The sequence below is a fragment of the Paenarthrobacter aromaticivorans genome, assembly GCF_019038615.1.
Classification (GTDB): domain Bacteria; phylum Actinomycetota; class Actinomycetes; order Actinomycetales; family Micrococcaceae; genus Arthrobacter; species Arthrobacter aromaticivorans.
The window spans coordinates 540,304-563,686 of record NZ_JAHOPC010000002.1 but is presented as its reverse complement, the minus strand read 5'-3'; the positions used below and the strand labels follow the sequence as shown (position 1 = coordinate 563,686).

18 protein-coding genes are annotated in these 23,383 nt (G+C 61.5%); 5 read left to right on the top strand and 13 right to left on the bottom strand.

Translation table 11 applies throughout. The features are described 5' to 3' along the window. Nucleotides 1-124: 124 nt before the first annotated feature. A complete protein-coding gene (locus KSW38_RS06125; RefSeq protein ID WP_216923695.1) occupies nucleotides 125-589 on the top strand; it encodes an LpqB family beta-propeller domain-containing protein in 465 nt (154 codons plus the stop codon). After that, nucleotides 526-2,343 (top strand): DUF5671 domain-containing protein, encoded by a 1,818-nt coding sequence (locus tag KSW38_RS06120; protein WP_308169292.1) that lies wholly within the window; start codon nucleotides 526-528, stop codon nucleotides 2,341-2,343. Before KSW38_RS06125 ends, KSW38_RS06120 begins: the two co-directional genes overlap by 64 nt. A 243-nt stretch (nucleotides 2,344-2,586) precedes the next feature. Here the strand turns inward: KSW38_RS06120 and KSW38_RS06115 are convergent, their stop codons facing one another. The 8 genes from KSW38_RS06115 to KSW38_RS06080 form a co-directional block, all read right to left on the bottom strand. Beyond that, nucleotides 2,587-4,095 carry a sulfatase family protein gene (locus KSW38_RS06115; RefSeq protein ID WP_216923694.1) on the bottom strand — a complete coding sequence of 503 codons (1,509 nt, stop codon included), beginning with the start codon at nucleotides 4,093-4,095 and terminating at the stop codon, nucleotides 2,587-2,589. Between the two features lie 91 nt (nucleotides 4,096-4,186). Next, nucleotides 4,187-6,640 carry a beta-glucosidase family protein gene (locus KSW38_RS06110; protein WP_254186107.1) on the bottom strand — a complete coding sequence of 818 codons (2,454 nt, stop codon included), beginning with the start codon at nucleotides 6,638-6,640 and terminating at the stop codon, nucleotides 4,187-4,189. A gap of 11 nt (nucleotides 6,641-6,651) precedes the next feature. Next, on the bottom strand, nucleotides 6,652-8,322 hold the full coding sequence (locus KSW38_RS06105; RefSeq protein WP_216923692.1) for a sulfatase family protein: 1,671 nt from the start codon (nucleotides 8,320-8,322) through the stop codon (nucleotides 6,652-6,654). After that, entirely contained in the window at nucleotides 8,319-9,695 is a 1,377-nt protein-coding gene (locus KSW38_RS06100; RefSeq protein WP_216923691.1) for a sulfatase family protein, read from the bottom strand. The genes KSW38_RS06105 and KSW38_RS06100 overlap by 4 nt, the downstream gene beginning before the upstream one ends. Before the next feature lie 79 nt (nucleotides 9,696-9,774). Further along, nucleotides 9,775-10,611, bottom strand: a complete 837-nt coding sequence (locus KSW38_RS06095; protein WP_216923690.1) for an ATP-binding cassette domain-containing protein — start codon at nucleotides 10,609-10,611, stop codon at nucleotides 9,775-9,777. Beyond that, nucleotides 10,608-12,443, bottom strand: a complete 1,836-nt coding sequence (locus KSW38_RS06090) for a dipeptide/oligopeptide/nickel ABC transporter permease/ATP-binding protein (protein ID WP_216923689.1) — start codon at nucleotides 12,441-12,443, stop codon at nucleotides 10,608-10,610. Before KSW38_RS06090 ends, KSW38_RS06095 begins: the two co-directional genes overlap by 4 nt. Further along, the gene (locus KSW38_RS06085) at nucleotides 12,440-13,381 is read right to left on the bottom strand and encodes an ABC transporter permease (RefSeq protein ID WP_216923688.1); all 942 of its coding nucleotides are present in this window, start codon (nucleotides 13,379-13,381) and stop codon (nucleotides 12,440-12,442) included. The genes KSW38_RS06090 and KSW38_RS06085 overlap by 4 nt, the downstream gene beginning before the upstream one ends. A 61-nt stretch (nucleotides 13,382-13,442) precedes the next feature. Then, complete coding sequence (locus KSW38_RS06080; protein WP_216923687.1) at nucleotides 13,443-14,981, bottom strand: ABC transporter substrate-binding protein; 1,539 nt, start codon at nucleotides 14,979-14,981, stop codon at nucleotides 13,443-13,445. A gap of 259 nt (nucleotides 14,982-15,240) precedes the next feature. Between KSW38_RS06080 and KSW38_RS06075 the strand changes: the two genes are divergently transcribed. The 3 genes from KSW38_RS06075 to KSW38_RS06065 are packed head-to-tail and all read left to right on the top strand — an operon-like array spanning nucleotide 15,241 to nucleotide 18,439. Next, nucleotides 15,241-16,803, top strand: a complete 1,563-nt coding sequence (locus KSW38_RS06075) for a sulfatase family protein (protein ID WP_216923686.1) — start codon at nucleotides 15,241-15,243, stop codon at nucleotides 16,801-16,803. Between the two features lie 2 nt (nucleotides 16,804-16,805). Next, nucleotides 16,806-17,468 (top strand): helix-turn-helix transcriptional regulator, encoded by a 663-nt coding sequence (locus KSW38_RS06070; protein ID WP_308169291.1) that lies wholly within the window; start codon nucleotides 16,806-16,808, stop codon nucleotides 17,466-17,468. Then, nucleotides 17,465-18,439: a formylglycine-generating enzyme family protein gene (locus KSW38_RS06065; protein WP_216923685.1), complete on the top strand. Its 975-nt coding sequence runs from the start codon at nucleotides 17,465-17,467 to the stop codon at nucleotides 18,437-18,439. The genes KSW38_RS06070 and KSW38_RS06065 overlap by 4 nt, the downstream gene beginning before the upstream one ends. Before the next feature lie 25 nt (nucleotides 18,440-18,464). Here the strand turns inward: KSW38_RS06065 and KSW38_RS06060 are convergent, their stop codons facing one another. From KSW38_RS06060 to KSW38_RS06040, 5 genes are all read right to left on the bottom strand, one after another. Then, nucleotides 18,465-18,812 (bottom strand): ParB N-terminal domain-containing protein, encoded by a 348-nt coding sequence (locus tag KSW38_RS06060; protein ID WP_216923684.1) that lies wholly within the window; start codon nucleotides 18,810-18,812, stop codon nucleotides 18,465-18,467. A 14-nt stretch (nucleotides 18,813-18,826) separates the two neighbouring features. Continuing rightward, nucleotides 18,827-20,497, bottom strand: a complete 1,671-nt coding sequence (gene mctP, locus KSW38_RS06055) for a monocarboxylate uptake permease MctP (RefSeq protein ID WP_216923683.1) — start codon at nucleotides 20,495-20,497, stop codon at nucleotides 18,827-18,829. After that, nucleotides 20,494-20,841: a DUF3311 domain-containing protein gene (locus KSW38_RS23615; protein ID WP_308169290.1), complete on the bottom strand. Its 348-nt coding sequence runs from the start codon at nucleotides 20,839-20,841 to the stop codon at nucleotides 20,494-20,496. Before KSW38_RS23615 ends, mctP begins: the two co-directional genes overlap by 4 nt. Nucleotides 20,842-21,038: 197 nt before the next feature. Beyond that, entirely contained in the window at nucleotides 21,039-22,340 is a 1,302-nt protein-coding gene (locus KSW38_RS06045; RefSeq protein WP_254186106.1) for an FG-GAP repeat domain-containing protein, read from the bottom strand. 148 nt (nucleotides 22,341-22,488) lie between these two features. Beyond that, a complete protein-coding gene (locus tag KSW38_RS06040) occupies nucleotides 22,489-23,289 on the bottom strand; it encodes an alpha/beta fold hydrolase (protein WP_216923681.1) in 801 nt (266 codons plus the stop codon). Nucleotides 23,290-23,383 lie beyond the last annotated feature (94 nt).

Sequence of the window (23,383 nt, the reverse complement as noted above, 5' to 3'; positions counted from 1 at the left end):
AGCTACGTCGGTGCCTTTCTCCTGGACAGGGACTTTAGTCCGTGCTGACGTAGACCCGGGTTCGGAACCCAACAAACGGCCAAGAGTCATCGTCTCAGCGAGGCGAATGAGCCATACTGGCCGCATGAACGCTGCGGCGGGAAAGCCCGATAAGGTCATCATTGTCATCGTATCCGCCGTCGCGTTGTTGGTGATCGTAGCAATAGCTGTGATCTTCACCCGCGGGGAGCCCGAAGCATTAAGCGAAGCCACCCCGGCCGGTGTGGTGCAGCGTTACAGCACTGCCGTCATTGAAGGCGACCCGGGCACCGCCGATTCCTACCTCACGGAATCCGCCCGATCGTTTTGCAACGGCTTTATCCAGGGCGGACCGCCGCCCTCCCGGGTTGTCCTGATTTCGACGAATGAGCGAACTGAATCGGCAACGGTGAGGGTCTCGATCGTCTATTCTTTCCAGGACGGACTCTTTGGGCCTTCCGACTATGAGACGGAGGACAGGTTCTCCCTGGTGAAGGCCGATGGCAGATGGCTGGTGGACAAGGCCCCCTCGCAGCTCTTATCCTGCGTTCCGTCGCCGGTGAAGCGATGAGCTCCCCCGGGGCGGCGACGGTTTCATCGGTGGCGTCGGCACAAGTCATCCTGCGCCGTCTGATCCTCTACGTGCTGTTGTTCGCCCTGGTGGTGATCGCAGCCATTGGCCTCACAGGCCTGTTGGGGCGACTCTTCAACGCCGGCACCACGCTGGTTAGCAGCGATGTCGCCGAACTCGCCCGAGCCCTTGCCTTCACTCTCATCGGCGGACCGCTCGCGGCGCTCCTCTGGTGGTTTGTGTGGAAAAGGCTCGACGACGAAGCGGAGCGAGCCGCTGTGGGGTGGGGCCTTTACCTGGCCGGAATGTACACAGCTTCGCTTATCCTGTTCACTACATCGGTTCTGGCGATGGCGGCATCCTTCGTCGGAGGGCGTGATTCGAACTGGTCTTCGCCACTGGCCACCGCCCTGGTGTGGGCAGCGATCTGGACCTGGCACCGGTGGATGTGGCGCCACCCAGTTAAACACCCTGTGAATCTCGACGATGTTCCGGCTGTCATCGGATGGGTCTTTGGGCTGCTCCTGGGCGCCGGTGCCGCCGTCGCTGCGCTCGGCGGCTTGCTCGATGTCGCCCTTCGCGGCTTCACCAGTCTGACCCCTGCTGCGGAACATTGGTGGGTGCCGATAGTCCGAGCGCTGACTTGGGCCATTGGCGGAAGTACTGTGTGGTGGTGGCACTGGATCAAGGGTGGCGGACGCAAGCTGCAGACACGACTCGTGGATGTAGCACTAATCAGCGTCGGGGTCTTCGCTGCGGGGGTCACCGCCCTCGGAGGTGCCGGCGTCGTCCTGTTGGTTCTACTGCGACTGGCTTTCGACGCGGGTGATCCCACAAATGAACTGCTGGCTCCCTTGGGTTTGGCTATCGCCTCTTTCGCCATCGGCGCATTGGTGTGGCGCTATCATCGACTCAGCGGAGCTCATCGTTCTGTCGCGACCAGGCGGGCAAGCCAATTGGTGACCTCGGGGGTTGCCCTGGCAGCTGCTGCCTCAGGCGTGGGCGTGATTGTCAACGCAACACTTGCTATGACGGTTTCGCCGCTTGCGGGGGGTGGCACACGGACCCTGCTGTTGGGAGGTATCAGTTCCCTGATCGTGGGAGGCCCTGTCTGGTGGCTGGCATGGAAACCGACGCGGCCGCCGCAAACCGGAGACGCCATTCCTCCTGGGCGGCGCGTCTACCTCATAGTGTTCTTTGGCATCAGCGCCGTTGTGGCGCTAATAGCCCTCCTGGTCATCGGTTACCGGCTTTTCGAATATTTCCTGCGCGACGTGACCGAAGGGAGCTTCGTGGACCGAGTCCGTGCCTCGCTCGGCGTGCTGGTAGCTGCGGGCGTGGCTGCCGCCTATCACTTTGCCCTGTGGCGGCGCGAGCGGACCCTCTTAGGTGCAGTGTCCCCCGCCAAAAGGGTGGCCATCCGCCGGGTCACTCTGGTGACCGGCGCTCACGCGGAACAGTTGTCTCGAGCTATCGTTGAGGCGACTGGCGCCAAAGTCATTCCATGGAAGCGGGCCGACGTCGACACGGATACTCTACCCACCCGCGACCCCACCCCGGGAATAGAGACTCTGATCAAGAGTGCAACGGAGGCGTTGTCGGGCGTCGCCGCCGAGCACGTTCTGCTGATTATCGGCCCGCATGGCGGTTCGAGCACCTGCATCGAAGTTATTCCTCTGGAAGCCGGCGGTACAAATGCTGGCCACATAAGAACGCTGGGTCCCGCGCATCCAGGAACGGACGCACGGGACTAGCATTTTCCAATCATGGTTTTTCTCCGTTGGGTGGCTTGGAGATCTCAATTCGGGTCGTGATGTTTCTTCCCACCGTCCGGGTCGTTCTCGGGCGGCAGGATCATTGAAAGGACTCTGAGCGCGCGTTCCTGCCGGCTGCATTCGAAAAGTGAGGCGATCCATCGAAGGGCGGCAAGAACGGTTGAGAATGAGTCCGTGGGTTGTACGGCGGGTTCAGAACGGTGCTCACTGTCGTGCACGTTCTTAGCTGGAGGCTCGGAGTGCTTGGACGTATGTTTCGACGCGTTCGAGGGTGGTTTCGTCGTGAGGGCCCCATTCAGGGTGCGGCGTGCCGGGCCCAGCGTAGGGTTCGTCCCGGTAGTGGCGCTGATATTCGGCCAGTTTTTGTTCGAGTTCGGTCCGAATGAGCGCGTATGCGGGGTCATCAGCCACATTTCGAACTTCGGTGGGATCGTTATGGAGGTCGTAGAGTTCCCACTCTGCTTCGAATACGCGTTGCGAGGCACCGGGCACGTCGAGCCCGTCATTGTAGTAGTGGATGAGCTTGTAGTCCGCTGTGCGTATGCCGTAGTGTCCGGGGGCTGCATGGATCGGGTCATCGTGTTCCCAATAACGGTAGTACGCGGCGTCGGGCCAGTCATCGATCTCTTCTCCCCTGAGAAGGGGGCGGAAGCTGCGGCCTTGCGATGTGGGAAGCGCGCCCTCTGCCTTGATGCCAGCAATATCCAGGAAGGTGGCAGCGAAATCGACATTTGTGATGATGGCTTCGCAGCGGCTGCCAGGTGCAATTTCGGCCGGCCATTTCATCAACAACGGCATTTGCAGCGACTGGTCGAACATGAGGCGTTTGTCGAACCAGCCGTGGTCGCCGAGGAAGAACCCTTGGTCCGATGTGTACACGACGAGTGTGTTCTCAGAGAGGCCGCGTTCGTCGAGGTAGTCCAGGAGCCTACCTACGTTGTCGTCGATGGATTGGATGCACTGCAGGTAATCGCGCATGTAGATTTGGTACTTCCACCGCATCCGCGCTTCCCGGTTTTCCGGTCCGCGCAGTTCTTCGGGAACTTCAGTCTTAAGGTCGTCGGCGCCCATATCGTCGGCAATAGTCATGTGGACATTTCGCACGGCCTGGCTGCGCGTGGCGTAGTCGTCGAAAAACGTTTCCGGTTCAGGGATCTGCCCGTCAGCATAGAGATGCTTGTGCTTCTCGTCGGGAATCCACGGGCGGTGGGGTGCCTTGTGGTGCACCAGCATGCAGAACGGTTCCTCGCCCGTCAGCTTGTTCAACCAGTCTATGGACAAGTCCGTAACGATGTCCGTCGCATAGCCGGACACGGTGGTGCTCCCGCTGGGGTCGATCATCTCGGGGTCGAGGTAGTCACCCTGCCCGGGAAAGATCTTCCACTCGTCGAACCCCCGCGGCAAAGCCTCGCCTTGCTCTCCAAGGTGCCACTTTCCAAAAAGGGCGGTCTTGTAACCCTGCGCATGAAGGACGTCCACGAAAGTAGGCACGCGGTAGTCCATCTCCGTCCAGATGGACGATACGCCATTGATGTGGCTGTAAGTTCCAGTGAGGATTGAGGCACGCGAGGGGCTGCAAATTGAGTTTGTGCAGTAGACAGCATCCAAGCGCATGCCGCCTTCGGCGATGCGATCCAGATGCGGAGTCGTGTTCACCTGGCTGCCGTACGCAGAAATCGCGTGGGCGGCGTGGTCATCGGACATGATGAAGATGATGTTGGTATTCGACATCTCTCCCTTTCTAAAGTTCTTGGGTGTTCGGTGCACCCTTTAATGTGCGGGCGGTAATTCGCTTAGTCAGAGTTGCCGGAGCCGATCGGGTTCAGTTGAGCTGAACCTTCTTGGTGATGCCGAGGTCGGTCACCGAGGTGCCGAGGCGCAGGGCGTATTCACCGCTTTCGTAGGTCCACCCCTCGTCCCAGTACGCGAGCAGCCGGGTGGGGACCTCGATGGTCGCGGTCACCGTCTCGCCGGGGCCTGCCCAAACGGGCGCTGAAGCGACAAGCCAACGCACGGGACGTTCGACGGCGGAATCCGGCTTTTCGGCGTAGATCTGGACCACGTTCTTGCCGGCTCGGTTTCCGGTGTTGGTCAGGGTTACGGTCAGTGGCAGGACCATACCCGCTGCTGCTTGTGCCGGGGCGTCGCACGTATCGAGACTCCAGGTGGTGTAGCCGAGGCCGTATCCAAATTCGTAAGCGGGGGTGGCGCCGGTTTTGAGCCAGGCACGGTAGCCGATGTGAATTCCTTCTGCATAACGGAGCTTGCCGTCGGCGTCGGGTGTTGTGTTCAGGACAGGGACCGGCCCTTGAGTCGCCGGCCAGGTGGTGGGCAGGCGCCCGCCCGGTTCCGTGGTTCCGATGAGGATATCGGTAAGGGCATTGCCGAATTCCTGGCCGCCGAAGTAGCCGATCAGGATCGCGGCAACCTCGTGTCGCCAAGGCATGACGACTGGCGAGCCTGCGTTGACAATCACAATTGTGCGCGGGTTCGCTGCGGCGATGGCATGCACCAGACGGTCCTGTAGCCCGGGAAGATCCAGAGTTGTGCGGTCGTAGCCTTCAGACTCGACCCGCGAGTTGGTCCCGACCACAACGACGGCGACGTCGGCCTCCCGCGCGGCCCTGGCCGCTTCGATGATGAGCACCTCAGAGTCGGTGTCAGCGGGTTCCGTGCCGAGCGTGACGCTGAGGGCGTTCTCCAACGGACCGGTCCGGCCTGCGGTGTCCAGTTCCACGCGGATATCCATGGGAACACCGGCGCTGACGGGGACCTCAACGGTTGAGGAGGGCGGGGCGAGGAAGGACTCGGCGATATCTTTGCCGTCCATCTCAATGACAGATTCATGAAGCAGCGCGTCGTTGACGTAGAGCCGTGTACGTCCGACAGTGGCTGCGCCGAGACGGATGGTGCCTGTTTCGTCCGGGGTATAGACAGTGTGCAGCCGCACGGTTGAAGAGTCCCGTACCGGTGCGTCGCCACCGAACCACACGAGAGCCGTGGAGCGGCGGTCCTCCGTGAACAGCTCACCACCGGCGCCGTCGAGGAAGGAGACCCGCAGTCCTGGTTCACGGGTGACAGGATTGATCAGCTGGGCCAAGGGTAGCTCGGCGACACCTTCCTGCACGATGGCGCCAAAGCTGTAAGTGACGTTCTCCGTCCCGAAGGCGGCTTGGATCCCCTCCAGCGGGGAGACGATCTTCTCCGGCAGGACAGTCGCGGACCCGCCGCCCTGTGTCCTGGCGAATTTGGCGTTGTGCCCGATTACGGCCACTTTTCCCGTCACGGCACTGTCCAGCGGCAGCACGCCGTCGTTCTTTACCATGACAGTTCCCGCCGAGGAGGCTTCCCGGATGAACGCCACCAGGTCCTCTCTATCCACCGGTTCTGCCTGCACCGGCTCGAAACCTTCCAGGGCCCCCACTCGCGCAGCGAGCTGGAGGATTCGCAGCACCTTCCGATCGACAGTTGCCTCCGAAACATCTCCGGTCCTGACCGCAGCCACGAGCGCTTCCCCCCAAGGTCCGTCGGGGCCTGGCATGACCAGATCCTGGGATGCTTTAGCGGAATCGATGCTACGCACGGCCGTCCAGTCGCTAATGACCACACCGTCAAATCCCCATTCGCTGTTCAACGGGGTCTCCAACAGGTCGTTCTCGGTAGCAGTCGTGCCATTGATCGAGTTGTACGCGCTCATGACCAACCATGCCCGCGACTCCACGATGGCCTTTTCGAACGCCAAAAGGTAAAGCTCCCGCAGCGGCCGCTCATCGACCTGCACATCGACGGTAAATCGGTCAGTTTCAGAGTCATTGGCGACGTAATGCTTCGGCGTGGCGGCGACGCCGTTGCGCTGCAGGCCGTTGACGTATGCGGCAGCCAGTTCTCCCGTGAGCACGGGGTCCTCACTGAAGGCTTCAAAGTGCCGGCCGCCCAGCGGGGAGCGGTGCAGGTTAATGGTCGGGCCAAGGACGACATCCACTCCTTTCCGGCGGGCCTCGACGGCAGAGGCAGCACCGAGCCGGTCCGCAATGCCGGGATCCCACGACGAGCTGATGGCCGTCGCCGACGGGAAATTCATGGATGGCCGGCGTTCGTCCCACATCTCGCCGCGGACCCCGCTTGGGCCATCGGACATCACCATGGAGCGCAGCCCGATTTTTTCCACCGGCATGGTCGTCCAGAAGTCACGACCTGTCAGTAACTGAACTTTTTCCTCCAGGGACAGCTCCTGGACCAAGGAGTCCAAGCGCCGGTCTACGCTGAGGGTTTTCATCGTTCCTTCTTTCATTGGTGCTTGGTGCCTGTCCTGAGACCGGCCATGGTCGCCTCGGCGGTGCTTTCGTCACTGGGCGCAAAGCCAAGACGCCAGGCCTTGAAGCGCAGGGACGTGCCTTCGTTGGGGACCACAGGGGCGGTGTAGAGATTCCATATCCGGCCGTCCTCGGCTGGGCTGCCGGTTACCCGGTCCATGAGCCTCCGGGGAACTTCTGCCTGCTTTGGTAATGAGGTCCACCCGATCGACGCACCCGGGGTAGCGCAGTTCGCCGCTACGCCTTCGGCGGTAACTGACAGCGTGGGAGCCGCGGTTACAGGGGCCTGGCCATGAGGACGCCAGCTGTCCAGCAACTGCTGTTCCGGCATCATCCCCAGGTCGTGAATATCGTTCTGCCAGGCTTGGAGCGCGGCCCTCAGCCGGTGCAGGGTTTCGGCCTGCCGGGGTTCGTGTGCGAGGTTGCGGGCTTCGTGGGGGTCATGCTTGAGGTCGTAGAGTTCCTCAGCGGGCTTCGAGGCAGCGACGAGGCTCCGCTGAAGGTCGCTGAGGAGGCTGGGTTGTTCGCCGCATGCCAACTGGCGTGCTTCTTCGCCCCGTAGGCGACGGAGTTCTGACCAGGTAGCAGTGTGGTCGGGGTAGTCGATATGGGGCATGGGTGAGCGGTCAGGATGGAAGTTCCGTACGTAACGGTATTGGCTGTCACGGACGGTCCGGGATGTGTCTTCTGATTCGTCCATGCGATCCCGTCCCCCAAATATGTAGTCGTTGGGACGGTCCTTGAAGCTGCCATCCGGTTCTAGAAGGGGCTTGCCGTGCATGTGGGCGGGAACGTCCAGACCTGCTGCTTGGAGCATTGTCGGTGCCAGGTCCATGGTCTGGACGGGGTCCGTTCGGACGGTGCCGGGGTGGATGACTTCCGGCCAGCGCAGCAGCAGGGGCACGCGTAGGCCGGCTTCTGTCGCCCAGCGTTTCGCCCTCGGCATTCCTTTGCCGTGGTCGCTCCAGAAGACCACGAGGGTGTTGCCAGTCAGTCCGTCTTCCTCCAGCTGGCCGAGGATGTTCCCAGCCCACTGGTCCATTTCCGTGATCAGGTCCGCGTAGCGTGCCCAGGCCCGCCGGAACACTTCAGTGTCGGGATAGTAGGGCGGGAGTGGTGCCGTCGCCGTCTGGTGCCGCCTGTGCGCTGCAACGTTGGGAGTGGCCTGTTCAAAGGACTCCTCGTCAAGGTAGATCTGCGACTCGTGGGTGGTCATGCCATGGAACATCGCGAAAAAGGGGGTGTCCGCTCCTGGGCGGTTCCGCCAGTGTGCTGTCGGGCTGCACTCATCGAAAACTACGGGCGGAACGTCCACTTGGAAGTCCGTGAAGGAGTTGTTCGTGCAGTAGTAGCCGGCACGTCGGAAGATTTCGGGCAGCAGCCTTACCTCCGGGGGCGGAACGGCCTTCGTGCGCATGTGCATGGTACCGATGGCAGCAGGATGGCAGCCGGTCAGAATTGCCGACCGCGCCGGTGCGCACACAGGAGCGGATGCAAACGCCAGATCGAAACGGGCGCCTTCGGCCGCCAAGCGGTCCAAGTTGGGCGTGAGCGCATATTCGGCGCCGGGCCAGATGCCCGAGTAGCAACCAAGATCGGGGTTGATGTCGTGCGTCGAGATCCACACAACATTGGGCAGGCTCATGGGGTGTGGACTCCAGCGTGTTCGTTTGGTTGTCCGATACCAGACTGAAACTCCCCGAGCATCGGATCTCCCGTGCTCCTCATCCAGCGCGAAAGACTGTTCCTTTTCCGGGCAAGTACCGGCGCGAGGTCAGAGCTATCCACCAGATTCGTCAGGCAGTCCGGATCGTTAGAGAGGTCATACAGTTCTTCACGGGCACGGGTGAGGTAGAAGTCAGCGCGCTGCCGGATGGCCTCGTTGGTCGGGGCAGCCTCCACCATGGCCGGCCAGGTCAGACCCCACATGTTCTCCGCGCGGTATTTGGTGTCGCCATCAGCCCATCCGTTCCAGATATAGCCGTACTGCAGATCCTGAACGCACCGCATCTCAAAGCGCTGCTTTGCCGAGGTCTCGTGGAACACACTGAAGACTTCATTCCGTCCTTGTTCCGTTGCCCCTGTCAGAAGAGGGGTGATCGATACGCCGTCGATGCCGTCCGGTATGGCGACGCCAGCGGCATCACAGAAAGTAGGGAAGAGATCGAGCATGCTGATGAAGTCGTCGTCGTTACTGCTGCCCGGAGCGGTCACGCCAGGCCATCGGACGATGAGCGGGGTCAGCGTGCTGCGGAGGTAGCAGTTCGCTTTCGCAAACGGGAAGGCCATGCCGTTGTCCGACATGAAGACCACCAGGGTCTCCTCTGCCGTTCCCGTTCTGTCGAGGGCAGCAAGCACTGCTCCGACGACGTCATCGCACCTGCGGGACGAGCTCAGGTACTCTGCGTATTCCTGCCGGACACCCGGTAGGTCGGGAAGGAATCCAGGGACTTCAACGTCATCTGCGACGAACACCTTTGACGGCTCCGGATATTCGTTCCGTTCCGCTTCGCTCCAGAGTTCCCGCTCAGCCATGCTGCCGTGGAAGGGCCGGTGGGGATCGTGGGCATTGGCCATGAGGAACCAGGGGCGGCCTTCATGCGATGCGTTGGCGATGAAGTCTTCGGCCAGGCTGCCGTAGGCTTCCGGGTTCCGCCCTAGCCCTAACTGGCGCATGTCTGCGGCCATGTCCCAGCCGAAGCGCTCCACCGGCTGGATGTGGCCCACTTTGCCTAGGATCCCCACCTTGTAGGCTGCCTGTTTTAGGTGGTCGTTGATGACGCCGATGCCCTCGCGGATGGGTTCGAATCCTTCGGCCCCGTTACGGTGGGGCCACAGCCCGGTCATGAGGGCGGAACGGCTGGGTTGGCAGACTGCCGCTGGGACATGGGCGCGGTTGAAGACCATTCCCCCGGCGGCCAATCGGTCAAGGTTAGGGGTGGCGTCCTTGGGGCCTCCGAAGGAACCCGGCGTGTTGCCATCCATGTCATCAGCCGTGATCAGCAGGATGTTGGTCATTGGTTTTCCTCTCCGTCGTACGAGAGATGGCAGTTAGTCGGTGCCGGAGTGCGGGTGGTCGATAGCGTCTGAGGCGTTGTTAGGCATTCTGGGCGGCCAGCAATTGTCGGCGCTCCTCCCGGCGGCGTGCCTGGGCTTTCGGATCCGCCACGGGTGCCGCGAAGAACAGACGTTGTGTGTACGGGTGCTGTGGGCGGCTGGTGACTTGGTCGCCGTCGCCGAATTCGACGATTTCACCCCGGTACATAACTGCTACGCGGTGGCTGATGTGCCGCACCACCTCGAGGTCGTGCGAGACAAAGAGGTATGCCACCTGGGTTTGCTCCTGAATATCCTTGAAGAGCTCCAGGACCCGCGCCTGGGTGGAGAGGTCCAAAGCCGAGACCGGCTCGTCACACACAATCAGCGCGGGTTGCAGGGCCAAGGCACGGGCGATCGCGATCCGCTGGCGCTGCCCTCCCGAGAATTCCCGGGGAAGCCTGCTGCCTGCGTCAGCCGGCAGGCGGACCATGTCGAAGAGGTCCTTGATGCGCTTGGATGATTCAGAACGGGGAACTTTGCGGACGTCGAGCGGCTCGGAGAGGATTTGTTCCACGGTCAAGGACGGATTCAGTGATGTGTAGGGGTCCTGGAAAACCACCTGAATGTCACTCGCCAGTCGACGGCGGTCCGTACGGCTTGCGTGGGCAATGTCCTCGCCGCGAAAGAGCACCTGCCCGTCGGTGACGGGGGCCAGGCCGAGGACTGCCCTGCCAAGCGTTGTTTTGCCCGATCCTGACTCCCCTACCAGGCCAACGCATTCGCCTCGGTGGACGTCGACGGAGACGCTGTGCAGCGCCCGGAAAGGATTGCCGCGGAAGCCATGGCCGGGGTATTCGACGGTGACGTTTTGGACGTCAAGCAGCAACTCACTCATCGGACTGCTCCCTTCGGGGACGCGCTGGCAGAGTTGCCGGCAGTTACGAGCGGGCCTCGGGGTTCGGCCTCGCTGAGGATGGCACCCAGTAGCTCTTGGGTGTAGGGGTGGCGGGGGCTTTCGAATATCGGCTCTGTGGGCCCGGTTTCAACGATTCGCCCGAGCCGCATGACGGACACCCGGTCACAGAGGTCGGCGACGACGCCAAAGTTGTGCGTGACAAGGACAACGGCCATACGGAACTCTTTCTGCAAGTCCCGGAGGAGGTCCAGGACTTCGGCTTGGACTGTTACATCCAGGGCAGTTGTGGGTTCGTCGGCAATCAGCAAGTCAGGGTTGCAGGAGATGGCTCCGGCGATCAGGACGCGCTGGGCCATACCACCGGAGACTTCGTGCGGATAGGCGGCAAATGTTCGCTCGGGATGGGGAATCCCCACCCTAGCCAACAGGCTCAGGGCTCGTTCCTTTGCTTCCCTGGCGGATATTCCGAGCTGGATTTGCATCGGCTCGACGAGTTGGCTGCCGATTGTGAAGGAGGGGTCCAGGTTGGACATTGGTTCCTGCGGGATGTAGGCGATGCTTCGACCCCGGATCTTTTGCATATCCCTTTCGGATACCTTCGCAAGGTCCCTGCCCTGGAAGTGGATCGAGCCACCCACGATTTTGCCGCCTTCAGGCAGTAACCGGAGGATAGACCAGGCCGTCTGGGTTTTACCTGATCCGGATTCCCCGACCAGCCCGTGGACTTCTCCCCTGCGGACCGTGAGGGAAACATCGTGGACCACCTTCTTCAGCCCGCCGTCGGGGCTGGGATAACCAACGGACAAGTTGGTCACTTCCAGGACCACTTCTCCGTCTGGCGCACCCGATTCTTCGTGCCGGATGATTTCCGACGGCGCCTCAGCCTCCGTCGCGGCCGGCGCCTTCGCCTTGCGGCGTTGCTTGCGGGGTGCGTTGGAGCGCTCCAGCTCGTCCCTGAGGCTGTTGGCCAGCAAAGTGAGCGAAATGAGCGTCAATCCGATGGCGAGGGCCGGCCACAGAATGAGCATGGGAGAGGTGTAGAGGTTGGTGAAACCATCGCTGAGCATCGAACCCCAGGTGGGAACGTTGATGTCCCCCAGGCCCAGGAACTCGAGGCCGGACTGGACGGCCAGGGCGATGCCGCCAACGATGGCCGACTGGATAACAATCGGGGCGCGGACGACGGAGAGGATATGGACTGCAATAATGCGTCCGTCGCCGAGGCCCGAGACGCGTGCGGCGTCGACGTAAAGTTCGTTCCGTACAGCTGTAACAGAGGCGTAGACGAGCCTGAAGAACGCCGGAGAGAGCATGACGCCGAAGATCAGCATTGAGAGCCAAAGGGAGGGCCCCACGACGGCGCGGGCCGCCAGGAGGACAATGATGGTCGGCAACGCCATCATCAGGGAGATCACCCATGTCCAGGCAGTGTCGATCCATTTCCCGAAGTAGCCTGCGAGCCAGCCCCCGCTTACACCGATGATCATGGAGGTAAGCAGCGCCACCAGTGCTCCGGCGAGGCTGAACTGTGCACCGAAGATGAGCCTGGACAGCACGTCCCGGCCTGCGCCGTCCGCTCCCAGCAGGTTCTCGCTGTTGGGAGGAGCCAGGACGTTCTGGATCACGGCCGTGTTCGGATCGTGCGGGGCGAGGAAGTGCGCGAACAGTGCCGTGATGACGGCAATCGCCAGGAAACCCATGGAGGCGACGGCCAGAGGGTTGCGCAGGACGCGGCGGAAAAGGGAGACCTTTGACGCGTCGCGGGGGGCGACAACGATCTCGGGGTCGGTGGTGTGTGCAGGAGAAATCATGACAGACGCACTTTCGGGTTGAGCCAACCCTGGGCCAGGTCGACCAGGAGATTGAAAACGATGACGATGACGCCTGTCGCGACGAGCAGGCCCATGACCAGTGGGATGTCACCTTGGGTGGTGGCCTGGACTGCCACTTGTCCCAGTCCGGGGATCGCAAACACCTGTTCGACGATGACCGCACCGCCGAGCAGACCGACGAAGATGACGGCCAAGACCGCGAGGGCCGGACCAGCGGCGTTCCGCAAAACGTGTTTGAGGATGACACGGCGTTCTGGAATTCCACGGCTCCGCAGGGTGCGGACGTAGTCGTTGCGCAGTGCATCGATGACGGCACCGCGGATCTGCTGGGTGACGTTGGCGATGCCGCCCAGGGCCAGCGCGATCACCGGAAGAGTCACGGTCTTCACCCACCCCGTTGGGTCCTCCGTGAAGGGAACGTAACCCGTGGGATCGAACCAACCCAGGGTTAGTGCAAAGAACAACACGAGGCCGACGGCGAAGAGGAATCCAGGGATCGCGTGGCCGAGGATGGCAAGAAGCTGGGCGACTTTATCTATCCAGCCGCGCTTCGTTGCAGCCAGCACGCCTAGAACAACTGAGACGACTGCGACTACAAGAACGGTCCCGATGACCAAGGACAAAGTAACGGAGAGGCGGGAGAAAATGGCGGCCGAGACCGTCTGGCCTGTGAACCATGACGAGCCAAAGTCTCCCGAAAAGGCGTGGGCCACCCAGTCGCCGTACTGGGCCAAGACGGGTCGGTCGAGGCCCAATTCGTGGGACTTTTGAGCAACAGTCTGCGCGTCGGCCGATTCGCCGAGTATTTTCCTGGCGATGTCGCCGCCACCAAGGTAGAGAAGCGTGAAACCGAAGGTGGTGATGGCCGCCAGCAGTACTAAGCCGGTGAGTAGCCTTCTCACTATGAATGCAATCATGACTGGTTTGTCTTTCGGTAAATGGGGTGCCGGGGGCCCGTGGGAACCCCCGGCATAGGTCCTAGGCTTTGGGCGTAATGTTCCAAAGGTTGGGCCAGGCGTTCCCCTGGTTGAGCTCCACCTTCGTCTTTGCGTTAGTGACGAAGAAGTTCGTCGGCGTGTACCAGGGGGCAAACCACGCCTGGTCCACGACGTACTGGTTCAGTTCCTTCAGTGCAGCGTCCCGGTCGGCGCCTTCGGCCGTGCGGATCTTGCCGATGAGGGCATCGACCTTCGGGTCTTGATACTTGAAGGTGTTCCAGGTCGCCGTGGGTGCAAGGAGGTTGCTGATGAGCTGCCATTCGTTGGCGTCCCGTTGCAGGGTGAAGTAGGAGACGCCGTACTTCTTGCTTTGGAGGTCCGGGATGATGTTCTGTCCGACGTCCACGTAGGAGACCTTGATGCCGACATCGCTGAGCTGCTGCTGCAAGAGGGGCCACATCTGCTTGGGGAATCCCGGTGCGGTGGGGATGGTGAGTTCAAAGCCATTGGGATAGCCAGCCTTCGCAAGCAGATCCTTGGCCTTGGCCGGGTCGAACTTGTACTTATCGTTCAATGACTTGTCGTAGGCCGGCGAGTCTTCCCGGAAGACTTGGCCGGTCACCTCTCCGAAGCCCAGGCCGACCGCCTTCAGGAAAGCGTCCCGATCCACGGCGTAGTTGATTGCCTGGCGCACTTCGACTTTCCCCAGCGCGGGGTTGCTTTGGCCCGCACGGTCGAACAGCATCAGGCCAGCGAAGTTCAAGGAACTGCCGTTGTCAGTGAATCCGGCGGCCTTAACCTGGGGGATGATGCTCACGTCGTTGATGGCCGACGCATCCAACTGCTTGCCGCGCAGGGCGTTCAGCAGTGACGTGGCGTCGTTGTAGACGTTAATGGTCAGTGAGTCATACTTGACGGCGTCCGCGTTCCAGTACTTGGGGTTCTTGTCGAACTTGTACGACGTACCCACCACCGTTGACCCGGTATTCAGGGTGTATGGTCCGGAACCAACAGGGTTGGTCTGGACGTCGGATTTACTGAAAGCTGCGGGGCTTTCCTGCATGCCCGCGGCCTGTGCCAGATAGATCAAGAAGGCAGGATTGGCCTGCTTGAGCGTGATCTCCAGCGTGTTCTTGTCCTTCGCAGCTGCGTTGACCATGTCAACGACCTTGCTGCGCTGTGGAGAGGTGCCGTCACGGAACCGCAGGAGATTCTGAGCGGCAACCTCCGCCGTGAAGGGAGTTCCGTCGGTGAAGGTGACATCTTCCCGGAGTTTCATCGTCAGGACAGTCTTGTCTGCGTTGTACTCCCATTGTGTGGCCAGGTTCGCCTCAACGTCTTTGCCGTTCGGTGAAGGCTTCAGCAGGCTGTCATAGACGGCCTGGAAGTAGATCGACTGGTTACCCCAGTTAAGGTTCCGCGCCTCGAACGTCTGCGGCGGAATTATGTTGCCGAGGACAAGACTGGGCGCGGTTTTTGCCGCGCCACCGGTGTTGCCGCCTCCGCCTCCGCCGCAACCGGCCAGCGCAAGGCCGGCCGCAATCACGGCTGCAACAGCGGCCTTTTGAAAACGCATCATTACGTCCTTTCAGCTTTGGAGGCACCCAGCTGTGTCTCGCCGCAGTACCTGCCGCTCATCACTGAGCAGTAAGTCGAGAATGGCAGATTGTGAAGCACAACACAAGACCCAATCTATATAACTTGTGAAATAGTTTCTGACGAAACGAAGCTCGTAAATCTCTGGCCAAGGCAATTCCACTAGTGATATAACTAAGCCATCGGCCGGCCATGGCCTCAAATGAACGCCCCGGGATATCCCCGGAGACAGGAATGGATCGATGAAGATCATTTATGTGGACGTTGATTCACTTCGCCCGGACCATACCGGCGCTTACGGGTATGCCAGGAACATCACCCCCAACCTGGATGAGATGGCTCGGAACAGCGTCATTTTTGACCGCTACTACTGTTCGGACTCACCCTGTCTTCCCTCACGGACAGCGCTAACTAGCGGTCAGCACGGAATCACGAACGGCGTTGTAGGCCACTTCGGAGACGACGCGCGGTTCCGTCTGGATGCCGGCCACGCCCCACACCCCCACCGCCCGCTGCTGGGGCAGGCGTTGAACATGGCTGGCTACACATGTGCCGCTGTGTCTTCCTTCGCCGAACGGCATAGGGCCTACTACTTCATGGGCAATTTCAGGGAGAACGTCCAGGTCACCGCCGATATGGGCGACGAGCCAGCCGACATGATCACGGACGCCGCGCTGGAGTGGATCGAAAGGCACCAGGACGTCGAGAACTGGTACCTGCACGTCACGTACTGGGACCCCCACACGGACTATCTCCAGGACGAGTCCTGGACGGCCAAGGCTGCGGCGTCAGGTCCCGCTCCTTCTTGGCCCGATCAGGACGCCATTGACTCCCACGCTGAGATCTACGGCGCTCGAAGCGCCCTGGACCTGCACTACTCCGGGGGTCCAAGGAAGTCCAAGGTCCCCCACAACATGCCGGACGAAATCCGCACCCGCGCCGACTTTGAACACCTGATCAACGGCTACGACGGAGCCATCCACTTCTGGGATACCGAGTTCGGCAGGCTCCGCCGCGCGATTGAGGACATGGGGCTGGCAAATGACGTAGCCATCGTGGTTTCCTCGGACCACGGGGAATCGTTTGGCGAGCTCGGTCTCTATGCCGAACACGGCCTTGCCTCCGAACCAGTTCACCGGCTACCGATGATCGTTCATTGGCCAGGTGTGACTGACCAGCCCGGCGTAGCGGGCGGCCGCAACGATGCCCTTCTCTACAACATCGATTACGCACCCACCATCCTGGATTTGCTCGGGTTGCAGCAACCGGAAAAGTGGCAAGGTAAAACTTACGCACCCGCCGTCCGCGGCGAGTCCATCGAGTCACGCCCCTACCTTGTCTGGGGCCATGGGGCCCACACGTATCAGCGTGCCGTCCGTACTCGCGATCACCTGTACATCCGCACATACCACCCGGGCTGTTTCAGGGCCGAACTCGAATCGCTGTTCAACGTGACTGAGGATCCGTACCTGACCAACAACCTCATTGCCAGCGAACCCGTTCGGGCCGCACACATGAGGTCAAATCTCATGGAGTGGCTTGGCCACTACGCCGGAACACCAGGAGCCCTGCCGGATCCTATGCAGGGATCGCTTCAGGTTGGCCCCACCCTCTATAACCAGCCGAAAGATTACGCCCAGCATCTTCGCAATACTGGCCGTGGTCATCTCGCCAAACATCTCGAGGAGCAATTGAACCCGGGCAATGCAGCGACACACGTCTCATGGCATGCACAGGTGCCCATAAGCGAGGATGATCGAGAGGCGATGAGAAAGCGCTTTGCATTGATCACGGCCCAGGAGTAAAAGTGGCAAGAGTAACCGTCGAAAAGGAAGCGGCCCCCAAGGGGATCCGCGTTGAACCCGGAGCCTCACTCGGCAGGCTCGAAGTAATCCTTCTGAGCCTGCTGAGCACCAGCGCGCGCACCGGCTATGACGTCCGTAAATGGCTTGACCGGCATGGCGCCTACGTGGGTTACAGCGCGCAAACGTCACAGATTTACCGCCAGCTGGGCAAGCTCGTCGACAGGGAATGGGCGTTCCCCGTCCCTGACCCACGCAACTCCGGGCCCGACGCCAAGCTCTACCAGCTAACGGACGAGGGCCGCCGGAAGCTCCAGGAATGGATTGATTCACCCTACGAGCCGCCGTTGCGTCCCCTGGACCCCGATTTTCAGGTCAGGCTTCGTTTCGCCGGAACGGACAGCCCGGAAAAGGCCTTGGAACTCGTTCGTACCGAGCTCCAGTTTCGCCGCGAACACCGCCAGGACCACATGTTCACCACGGAGCTGGCAGAACAAGATTCCGGTCCTGACCTTGATGAGGACGAACGTTACTGGCGTGAGGAGTTACTGCGTCTCCAGAGTGAACGAGGCCTGTACATGGTCAACAGCCTGATGGCCTGGCTTGAGGCTACGGAAATCCGGCTGGAGGCCATCATCCGGCAACGGAACCTGAAGAGGGCAAGATGATCCAACTATCAACTACCAACTCAGTCCCGGATCCCGGCCACAGCTGCTGCACAGCCAGTGTCCACTCTGCTGCTCCCCATGCGGTCCGCGCTGCACCGGTGTCGACCGGATCGGCAAAACCCGCTCACGAGGAAATCCATATCCCCAGTGGAACGTACATGATGGGCGATGGGTTCGGGGAAGGGTATCCAAACGACGGCGAATCACCCGCTCATGAAGTCCGCCTCGACACGTTCGTCATGGACGTCACCGCTGTCACCAATGAAAAGTTCGCGGCCTTCGTTGCTGACACTGGTTTTTCTACAGAAGCCGAAACGTTCGGATCGTCAGCAGTGTTCCACCTCCTCTCGACAGCACGGAAGCAGGACGTTCTGGGTGTCGCTGCCGGGGCACCCTGGTGGTTGAACATCCGCGGAGCAGACTGGGCCCATCCCACCGGCCCGGACTCACGTTGGGAAGACGTTGCCGACCATCCGGTGGTCCATGTCTCTCACAACGACGCTCTCGCCTACTGCCAGTGGGCAGGACGCCGCCTGCCAACGGAGGCCGAATGGGAGTACGCCGCTCGAGGCGGACTCCAAGGAAAAAGATACGCGTGGGGCAACGAACTCACCCCGCAGGGGGAACATCAGTGCAATATTTGGCAGGGCACCTTCCCCACAATCAATACCGCTGATGACGGGTACCTCGGTACTGCCCCGGTCAAGTCCTTCCCAGCCAACGGATACGGCCTCTTTGAGGTGGCCGGGAACGTCTGGGAATGGTGCGCAGACTGGTTCCTCCCCAAGTACTACCGCAACTCCCCCGCAGAGAACCCGAAAGGCCCTACCATCGGAGCGGGTCGAGTTATGCGCGGGGGTTCGTACCTCTGCCATGACTCTTACTGCAATAGGTACCGCGTCGCAGCCCGCACATCGAACACCCCCGAGTCCTCAAGCGGCAACTGTGGGTTCCGCACGGTAGCACTCTAGTCTCCAGCTTCTCCTCATCGAGTGTTCACCCCTCGCTGACCGGCCTCCCCCGCCGTGCGATGGCATCAAGAATTTGCTGTTTGGTCAGCGGGCGCTGTTGTTGTGCGACGTCTATTGCGAGTTGCAGGGCATCACGCCGTTGTCCCTTTCGCACATCGGCTTTCAGCGTTGTCCGACCTAGTTGCTGGGCAGCTGCGAGGCGATGATAGCCGTCTGCCAGCAGCAGGTCGCCGTCAATATCGAACACGACCACTGGCATTGCTTCATCGAGATGCTCGGCGTAGTACCGCACCCGTTCAGGATCAAGGTGCGGTCGGGTGCGCTCGATGGATTCCTGGGAGAGTACGGATATCGGGAGATCGACGATTGGCATGAGGTCAGTCTGCCTCACGGCACCGGGGGCGCGCCTCCTGGCTCCACGAAACGATGCGTCCGCTCGATCTCGGCAACCTTCGGATCGGTTTCATCGGCGCCATAATCTGATGGCCGGGTCTTGTCCTGCCCTTCCGGCACCTTCAGCGCGCGCAGCACCAAGGTTAGGACAGCGGCGACGATGAGGTTGAGTGCGAAGGCCGTAATGGCGATATACACGCTGAAATCCGTTCCCGGGATGGGTGCGACGGATCCACCAAAGTGGGCGTGGGTCACCGGGTTGAGGACGTTGTAGGCCGAGACCGTACCGAAGGCTATGCCAACCGCCCATCCGGCAAGCAGCGCCCAGCGGTCAAACCATCGCGTGTATAGCCCGGCGACGACGGCCGGGAACGTCTGGAGGATCCAGATGCCGCCCAGCAGCTGCAAGTTGATCGCGGTGGTCTGGTCCATGGCGACGACGAAGATGAGCGCGCCTACCTTGACCACCAGCGAGACGATCTTGGAGACGCTCGCCTCCGTCTTTGCGTCAACGTCGGGCCGGATGAAGTCCCGGTAGACGTTGCGCGTGAACAGGTTCGCCGCGGCAATGGACATGATGGCCGCCGGCACCAGGGCGCCGATGGCGATGGCCGCGAGGGCAACCCCGGCGAACCATGCAGGGAAGTGGTCCAGGAACAACTGCGGGACCACGAGTTGGGGATTAACCGATCCGTCGAGGTCCGTCGGCTTGGTGCCGGCTTTGATGGCCACATAACCGAGCAGCGCGAGGAACCCGAGCATGAGCGAATAAAGCGGCAGTATGGCTGCGTTGCGTCGGATCGTGTTGCGGCCCTTCGAGGCGAGCACGCCAGTCACCGAGTGCGGGTACATGAAGAGCGCCAAGGCCGAGCCGAGCGCCAGGCTCCAATAAGCGGAGTAGTTGGCGCCGCCCGGGATGAACACCCCGGCCGGCTTGCCCGTTGCCTGGTTCACTGTGCCCAGCTTGGTTTCCGCAGCACCGAAGATCGTGTCCCAGCCGCCGAACTTGATGGGAAGGTATATGACCGCCACGATGACGGAAAGGTAGATGAGCAGGTCTTTGACGACGGCGATCATGGCCGGAGCCCGCAAACCGGATGTGTAGGTGTAAGCGGCCAGCACGACGAATGCGAGGATGAGCGGCAGGTCCGTCAAGAGCATGTTCTCCGAGCTGCCGAGGCCGAGCACTGTGAGGACGGCCTTGATGCCCACAAGTTGAAGGGCGATATACGGCATCGTCGCGACGATGCCGGTAACGGCGACGGCGAGTGACAGCCACCGGCTCCCGTACCGACCGCCAACGAAGTCCGCGGAGGTGACGTAGCCGTGCCGGTGGGAAACGGACCACAGCCGGCTCATGATGATGAAGATGATCGGGTAAAGGACGATCGTGTACGGCACGGCGAAGAAGCCCGTCACCGCGCCCGTGGCCCACATCGCTGCAGGCACGGCCACGAAGGTGTAGGCGGTATAGAGGTCGCCGCCCAGCAGGAACCACGTGATCCACGTCCCGAAGCCGCGACCGCCCAGCCCCCATTCATCCAGGCTGTGGAGCCCATCGTCCGACTTGCGCCACCGAGCGGCCAGGAAGCCCATGACGGCGACAACGACGAACAGCACGATGACGACGATGAGGGCGATCCAATTGATCTCGCGTCCGTTCATCGCCGATCCCCTCCGTTTCCGTTCCCCGCGCGGGCCGCTGCCCGCCGTCGTCGATCCTCCGAACTGACTAGCCAGTAGGCGATGCCGCTAAGGCCTGCCGAGATGGGCACCCAGAGCAACTGATACCAGTAGAAGAAGGGCATACCGCCTAGGCGGGGCGCATCGACCGAGTACAGCTGCGGCATGAGCGGGAGCACGATTGCGATGGCCAACAGCACGCCTGCCACCACGTAGGGAAACGGCCTCGCCGGCCCTCTGGTTGGCGTCTCTCGGGTTGGCTGTCCGCCCGGCGGTACAGCGGGTAAGGGGCCCTGATCCGGACCCGCACCAAATTGATCGGACACCGACGACCTCCTTGTCGACCATATGTGGAGGGCGACCATGTCCTCCTACCTCTTTTGTACCGCTGTCTGTCCGGCTCGGGAAGACTTCATCGGCCTATCAGAAGGCTGCTGCCTTTCTTCCGATTGGCCTCCGCATTGTGCGACACGATTCCTCGTGTTGTGAGACGGCGGCTAGCCGTGGAATGGGATGTTTCGGCTTAGATGAGCGAGCGGAAGATGTTCCAGCCAGTGCCGATCGGTTCAGCTGTCGGAACGAAACCGGAATACTTGAGCAGATCCCCGTCCGGGTTGATGGCGATGGTGTCGTTTCGGGTCACCGTGTGTCCCCAATGCACTGCCTCGCCCAGGTTGTGGGTGTAGCTACCGGCCCCGATGACCTCGGACATCACTTCCCAGCCAGGGCCCCAAGTACCGGCCCCTTCCCAGCCTCCTCGGCCGTCGGAGCGGTATTCGTGCATGTAGCCGGGGTAGTCACGACCAAGGATGTCCACGTCACCGTCCCCGCTTAGGTCGCCGGAGGCAATGATCTTGTCAAAAACCTGCCAGCCGGTGCCCACCACCTGCGATTGTTTCCAGCCGCCGCCGCCATCACCTGGATACAGGTGGAGTTCACCCTCAGCGTCGCGGGCGAGCACGTCGTTGACGGTGTCCCCATCAAAATCACCAGGGCCAACGATCGAGTCGAAAATGTTCCAGCCCGTGCCGACAACAGACCTGCCCGACCAGCCTCCGTGGCCGTCACCCGGATATAGATAGAGGTCTCCCCGGGCGTCGCGGGCAAGGATGTCGTTGTTGCCATCGCCGTCGAAATCACCCGGCGAGAACACGATATTGAAGACATTCCACCCGGTGCCCACGACCCTTGGTTCATCCCACCGCGCCGATTCGTAGCTCGGGCAAAGCCCGACGTCGCACGCTCCCAGGCCATAGGTATAAGTCCGTGGATACAGGACCAGTTCCCCATCGTCCGTGCGGCCGATCAGCTCGAAGTTCCCCCGCCCAGTCCAGCCCATGGCCCGGTTGGAGGCCGCAATGGGCGCCGTCTCTTTGCTGTGTAACAGTGTGTTCTCATCGCCCCGGGCCGAGTCACCGCACTGTTGTTTTTCCGGAGTCGTGGCGTAGACATTGAAGGAAAGGCGATTCCCGCGGTCCTCCGGCAGAATGGTGAGAGGTTCAACCTGACGTTCGGCGGGAAGCGGGGTGCCGTTGCTCAGCCATTCAATCGTGTAACCATTAGGCGCTGCCTCGGTCTTATCGCAGCCCGCGAATTCCGCCGGAGCACCCATTCGAAGCTCTGAGCCAACGTACGGCATTCCCACCATGGATACGATTCCGTCCATATCAATATGGTGCAGGGGGCGAGCCTCCGCCGCCGTCGCGGGGGCTGTGCCGACACCCACCACGCCGGCTGCGAGCAGGGCCGCGATTGCGCCGCCCCATGTCAACGACCATCCGCACAAAACGGCAGGAAGCCTCTTACGTAGTGACGAGGAGTTCATTGAGGGTCATTCCTGGCTAGGCCGACGCGGTAGCAACTACGGGCCAAAACCCGGCCCCGCGGTTAACCTAGCAATAGACCTCATGTAACGCCTTCGTCCGCCGACCGTGGCGCACAATTGGGATTGCCCGATCGCGCTTACGGATTGGCTACGACCCCGCGTCGATTTCCTTAGCGATTTCCCCGGGATGGCTCAGGAAGCCCATGTGTCCGCCAGGCACCGTCCGGCGGCTGACTCCGGCATGGGAGGCTATCCACTGGGCAGCTTCCACGAAGAACGGCGCTGTCTGCTCGGCACTGAGGATGGTCAGCGGCGTGCTCATTTTGGCCAAGGACTCCGGCTCGGGCCGCCATGCAGCGAACGCTCCAAACTCCGCTTCCAGCAGTACCCTGGCGTTTTTCCGCAGGTCTTCGAGAAATTCCGGCGGCAGGAGAGCGGCGGCATCGCCGGCGGCGAACTGGACGAACGCCTCGGCGCCCCCCGCAAGTCCACCGGCTTCCACACCGGCCGCAATCACCGGCTGCACCGAGGCCATGGCGTCGTCAGGATGGGTCAGAACACCCAGCAACGCCGGTTCGTGCAGCACGACGCCGGTAAAACGGCCAGGCGCCTTCAGCGCAGCGGCCAATGCAATCAGGGCCCCGGTGCTGTTGCCGAAAACGACGCATGGTGGCGTCCCGAGCATTTCCAACAAGGCAATGACGTCTCCCGCGTGCTGGTCCACCGAGGTCTCCGACCAGTCCGGTTGCTGTGAACTGCGTCCGTTGTTCCTGCGGTCATAGCTGATGACAGTGTGGTTTTGCGCCAATACCTGGGCCAGTTCCCCGTATTGCCTGGCGTCGCCTCCAGCGCCGGGAACCAGGAGAACCGGCGTTCCCTTTCCCGCCACGTCAACGTGGAACGTCGCGCCACTGGCCTCCACCAAGGCGGCGCCGTCAATTGTGCCCATTGTCCTGACCTTTCTGAAGGGATGATCTGTCCTTTCATTGGACGCCGGGACGCACCCTGCCGTCCAAGACCGGTATGGACTCGGACGATCGCAA

Excerpts from the sequence above, each read along its gene's own strand:
- KSW38_RS06095 (WP_216923690.1), bottom strand. The coding sequence starts at position 10,611 with ATGAGTGAGTTGCTGCTTGACGTCCAAAACGTCACCGTCGAATACCCC.
- KSW38_RS06075 (WP_216923686.1), top strand. The coding sequence starts at position 15,241 with ATGAAGATCATTTATGTGGACGTTGATTCACTTCGCCCGGACCATACC.
- mctP (WP_216923683.1), bottom strand. The coding sequence starts at position 20,497 with ATGAACGGACGCGAGATCAATTGGATCGCCCTCATCGTCGTCATCGTG.
- KSW38_RS06090 (WP_216923689.1), bottom strand. The coding sequence starts at position 12,443 with ATGATTTCTCCTGCACACACCACCGACCCCGAGATCGTTGTCGCCCCC.
- KSW38_RS06040 (WP_216923681.1), bottom strand. The coding sequence starts at position 23,289 with ATGGGCACAATTGACGGCGCCGCCTTGGTGGAGGCCAGTGGCGCGACG.
- KSW38_RS06065 (WP_216923685.1), top strand. The coding sequence starts at position 17,465 with ATGATCCAACTATCAACTACCAACTCAGTCCCGGATCCCGGCCACAGC.
- KSW38_RS06105 (WP_216923692.1), bottom strand. The coding sequence starts at position 8,322 with ATGAGCCTGCCCAATGTTGTGTGGATCTCGACGCACGACATCAACCCC.
- KSW38_RS06045 (WP_254186106.1), bottom strand. The coding sequence starts at position 22,340 with ATGAACTCCTCGTCACTACGTAAGAGGCTTCCTGCCGTTTTGTGCGGA.
- KSW38_RS06085 (WP_216923688.1), bottom strand. The coding sequence starts at position 13,381 with ATGATTGCATTCATAGTGAGAAGGCTACTCACCGGCTTAGTACTGCTG.
- KSW38_RS06080 (WP_216923687.1), bottom strand. The coding sequence starts at position 14,981 with ATGATGCGTTTTCAAAAGGCCGCTGTTGCAGCCGTGATTGCGGCCGGC.
- KSW38_RS06100 (WP_216923691.1), bottom strand. The coding sequence starts at position 9,695 with ATGACCAACATCCTGCTGATCACGGCTGATGACATGGATGGCAACACG.
- KSW38_RS06060 (WP_216923684.1), bottom strand. The coding sequence starts at position 18,812 with ATGCCAATCGTCGATCTCCCGATATCCGTACTCTCCCAGGAATCCATC.
- KSW38_RS06120 (WP_308169292.1), top strand. The coding sequence starts at position 526 with ATGGCTGGTGGACAAGGCCCCCTCGCAGCTCTTATCCTGCGTTCCGTC.
- KSW38_RS06110 (WP_254186107.1), bottom strand. The coding sequence starts at position 6,640 with ATGAAAACCCTCAGCGTAGACCGGCGCTTGGACTCCTTGGTCCAGGAG.
- KSW38_RS06125 (WP_216923695.1), top strand. The coding sequence starts at position 125 with ATGAACGCTGCGGCGGGAAAGCCCGATAAGGTCATCATTGTCATCGTA.
- KSW38_RS06115 (WP_216923694.1), bottom strand. The coding sequence starts at position 4,095 with ATGTCGAATACCAACATCATCTTCATCATGTCCGATGACCACGCCGCC.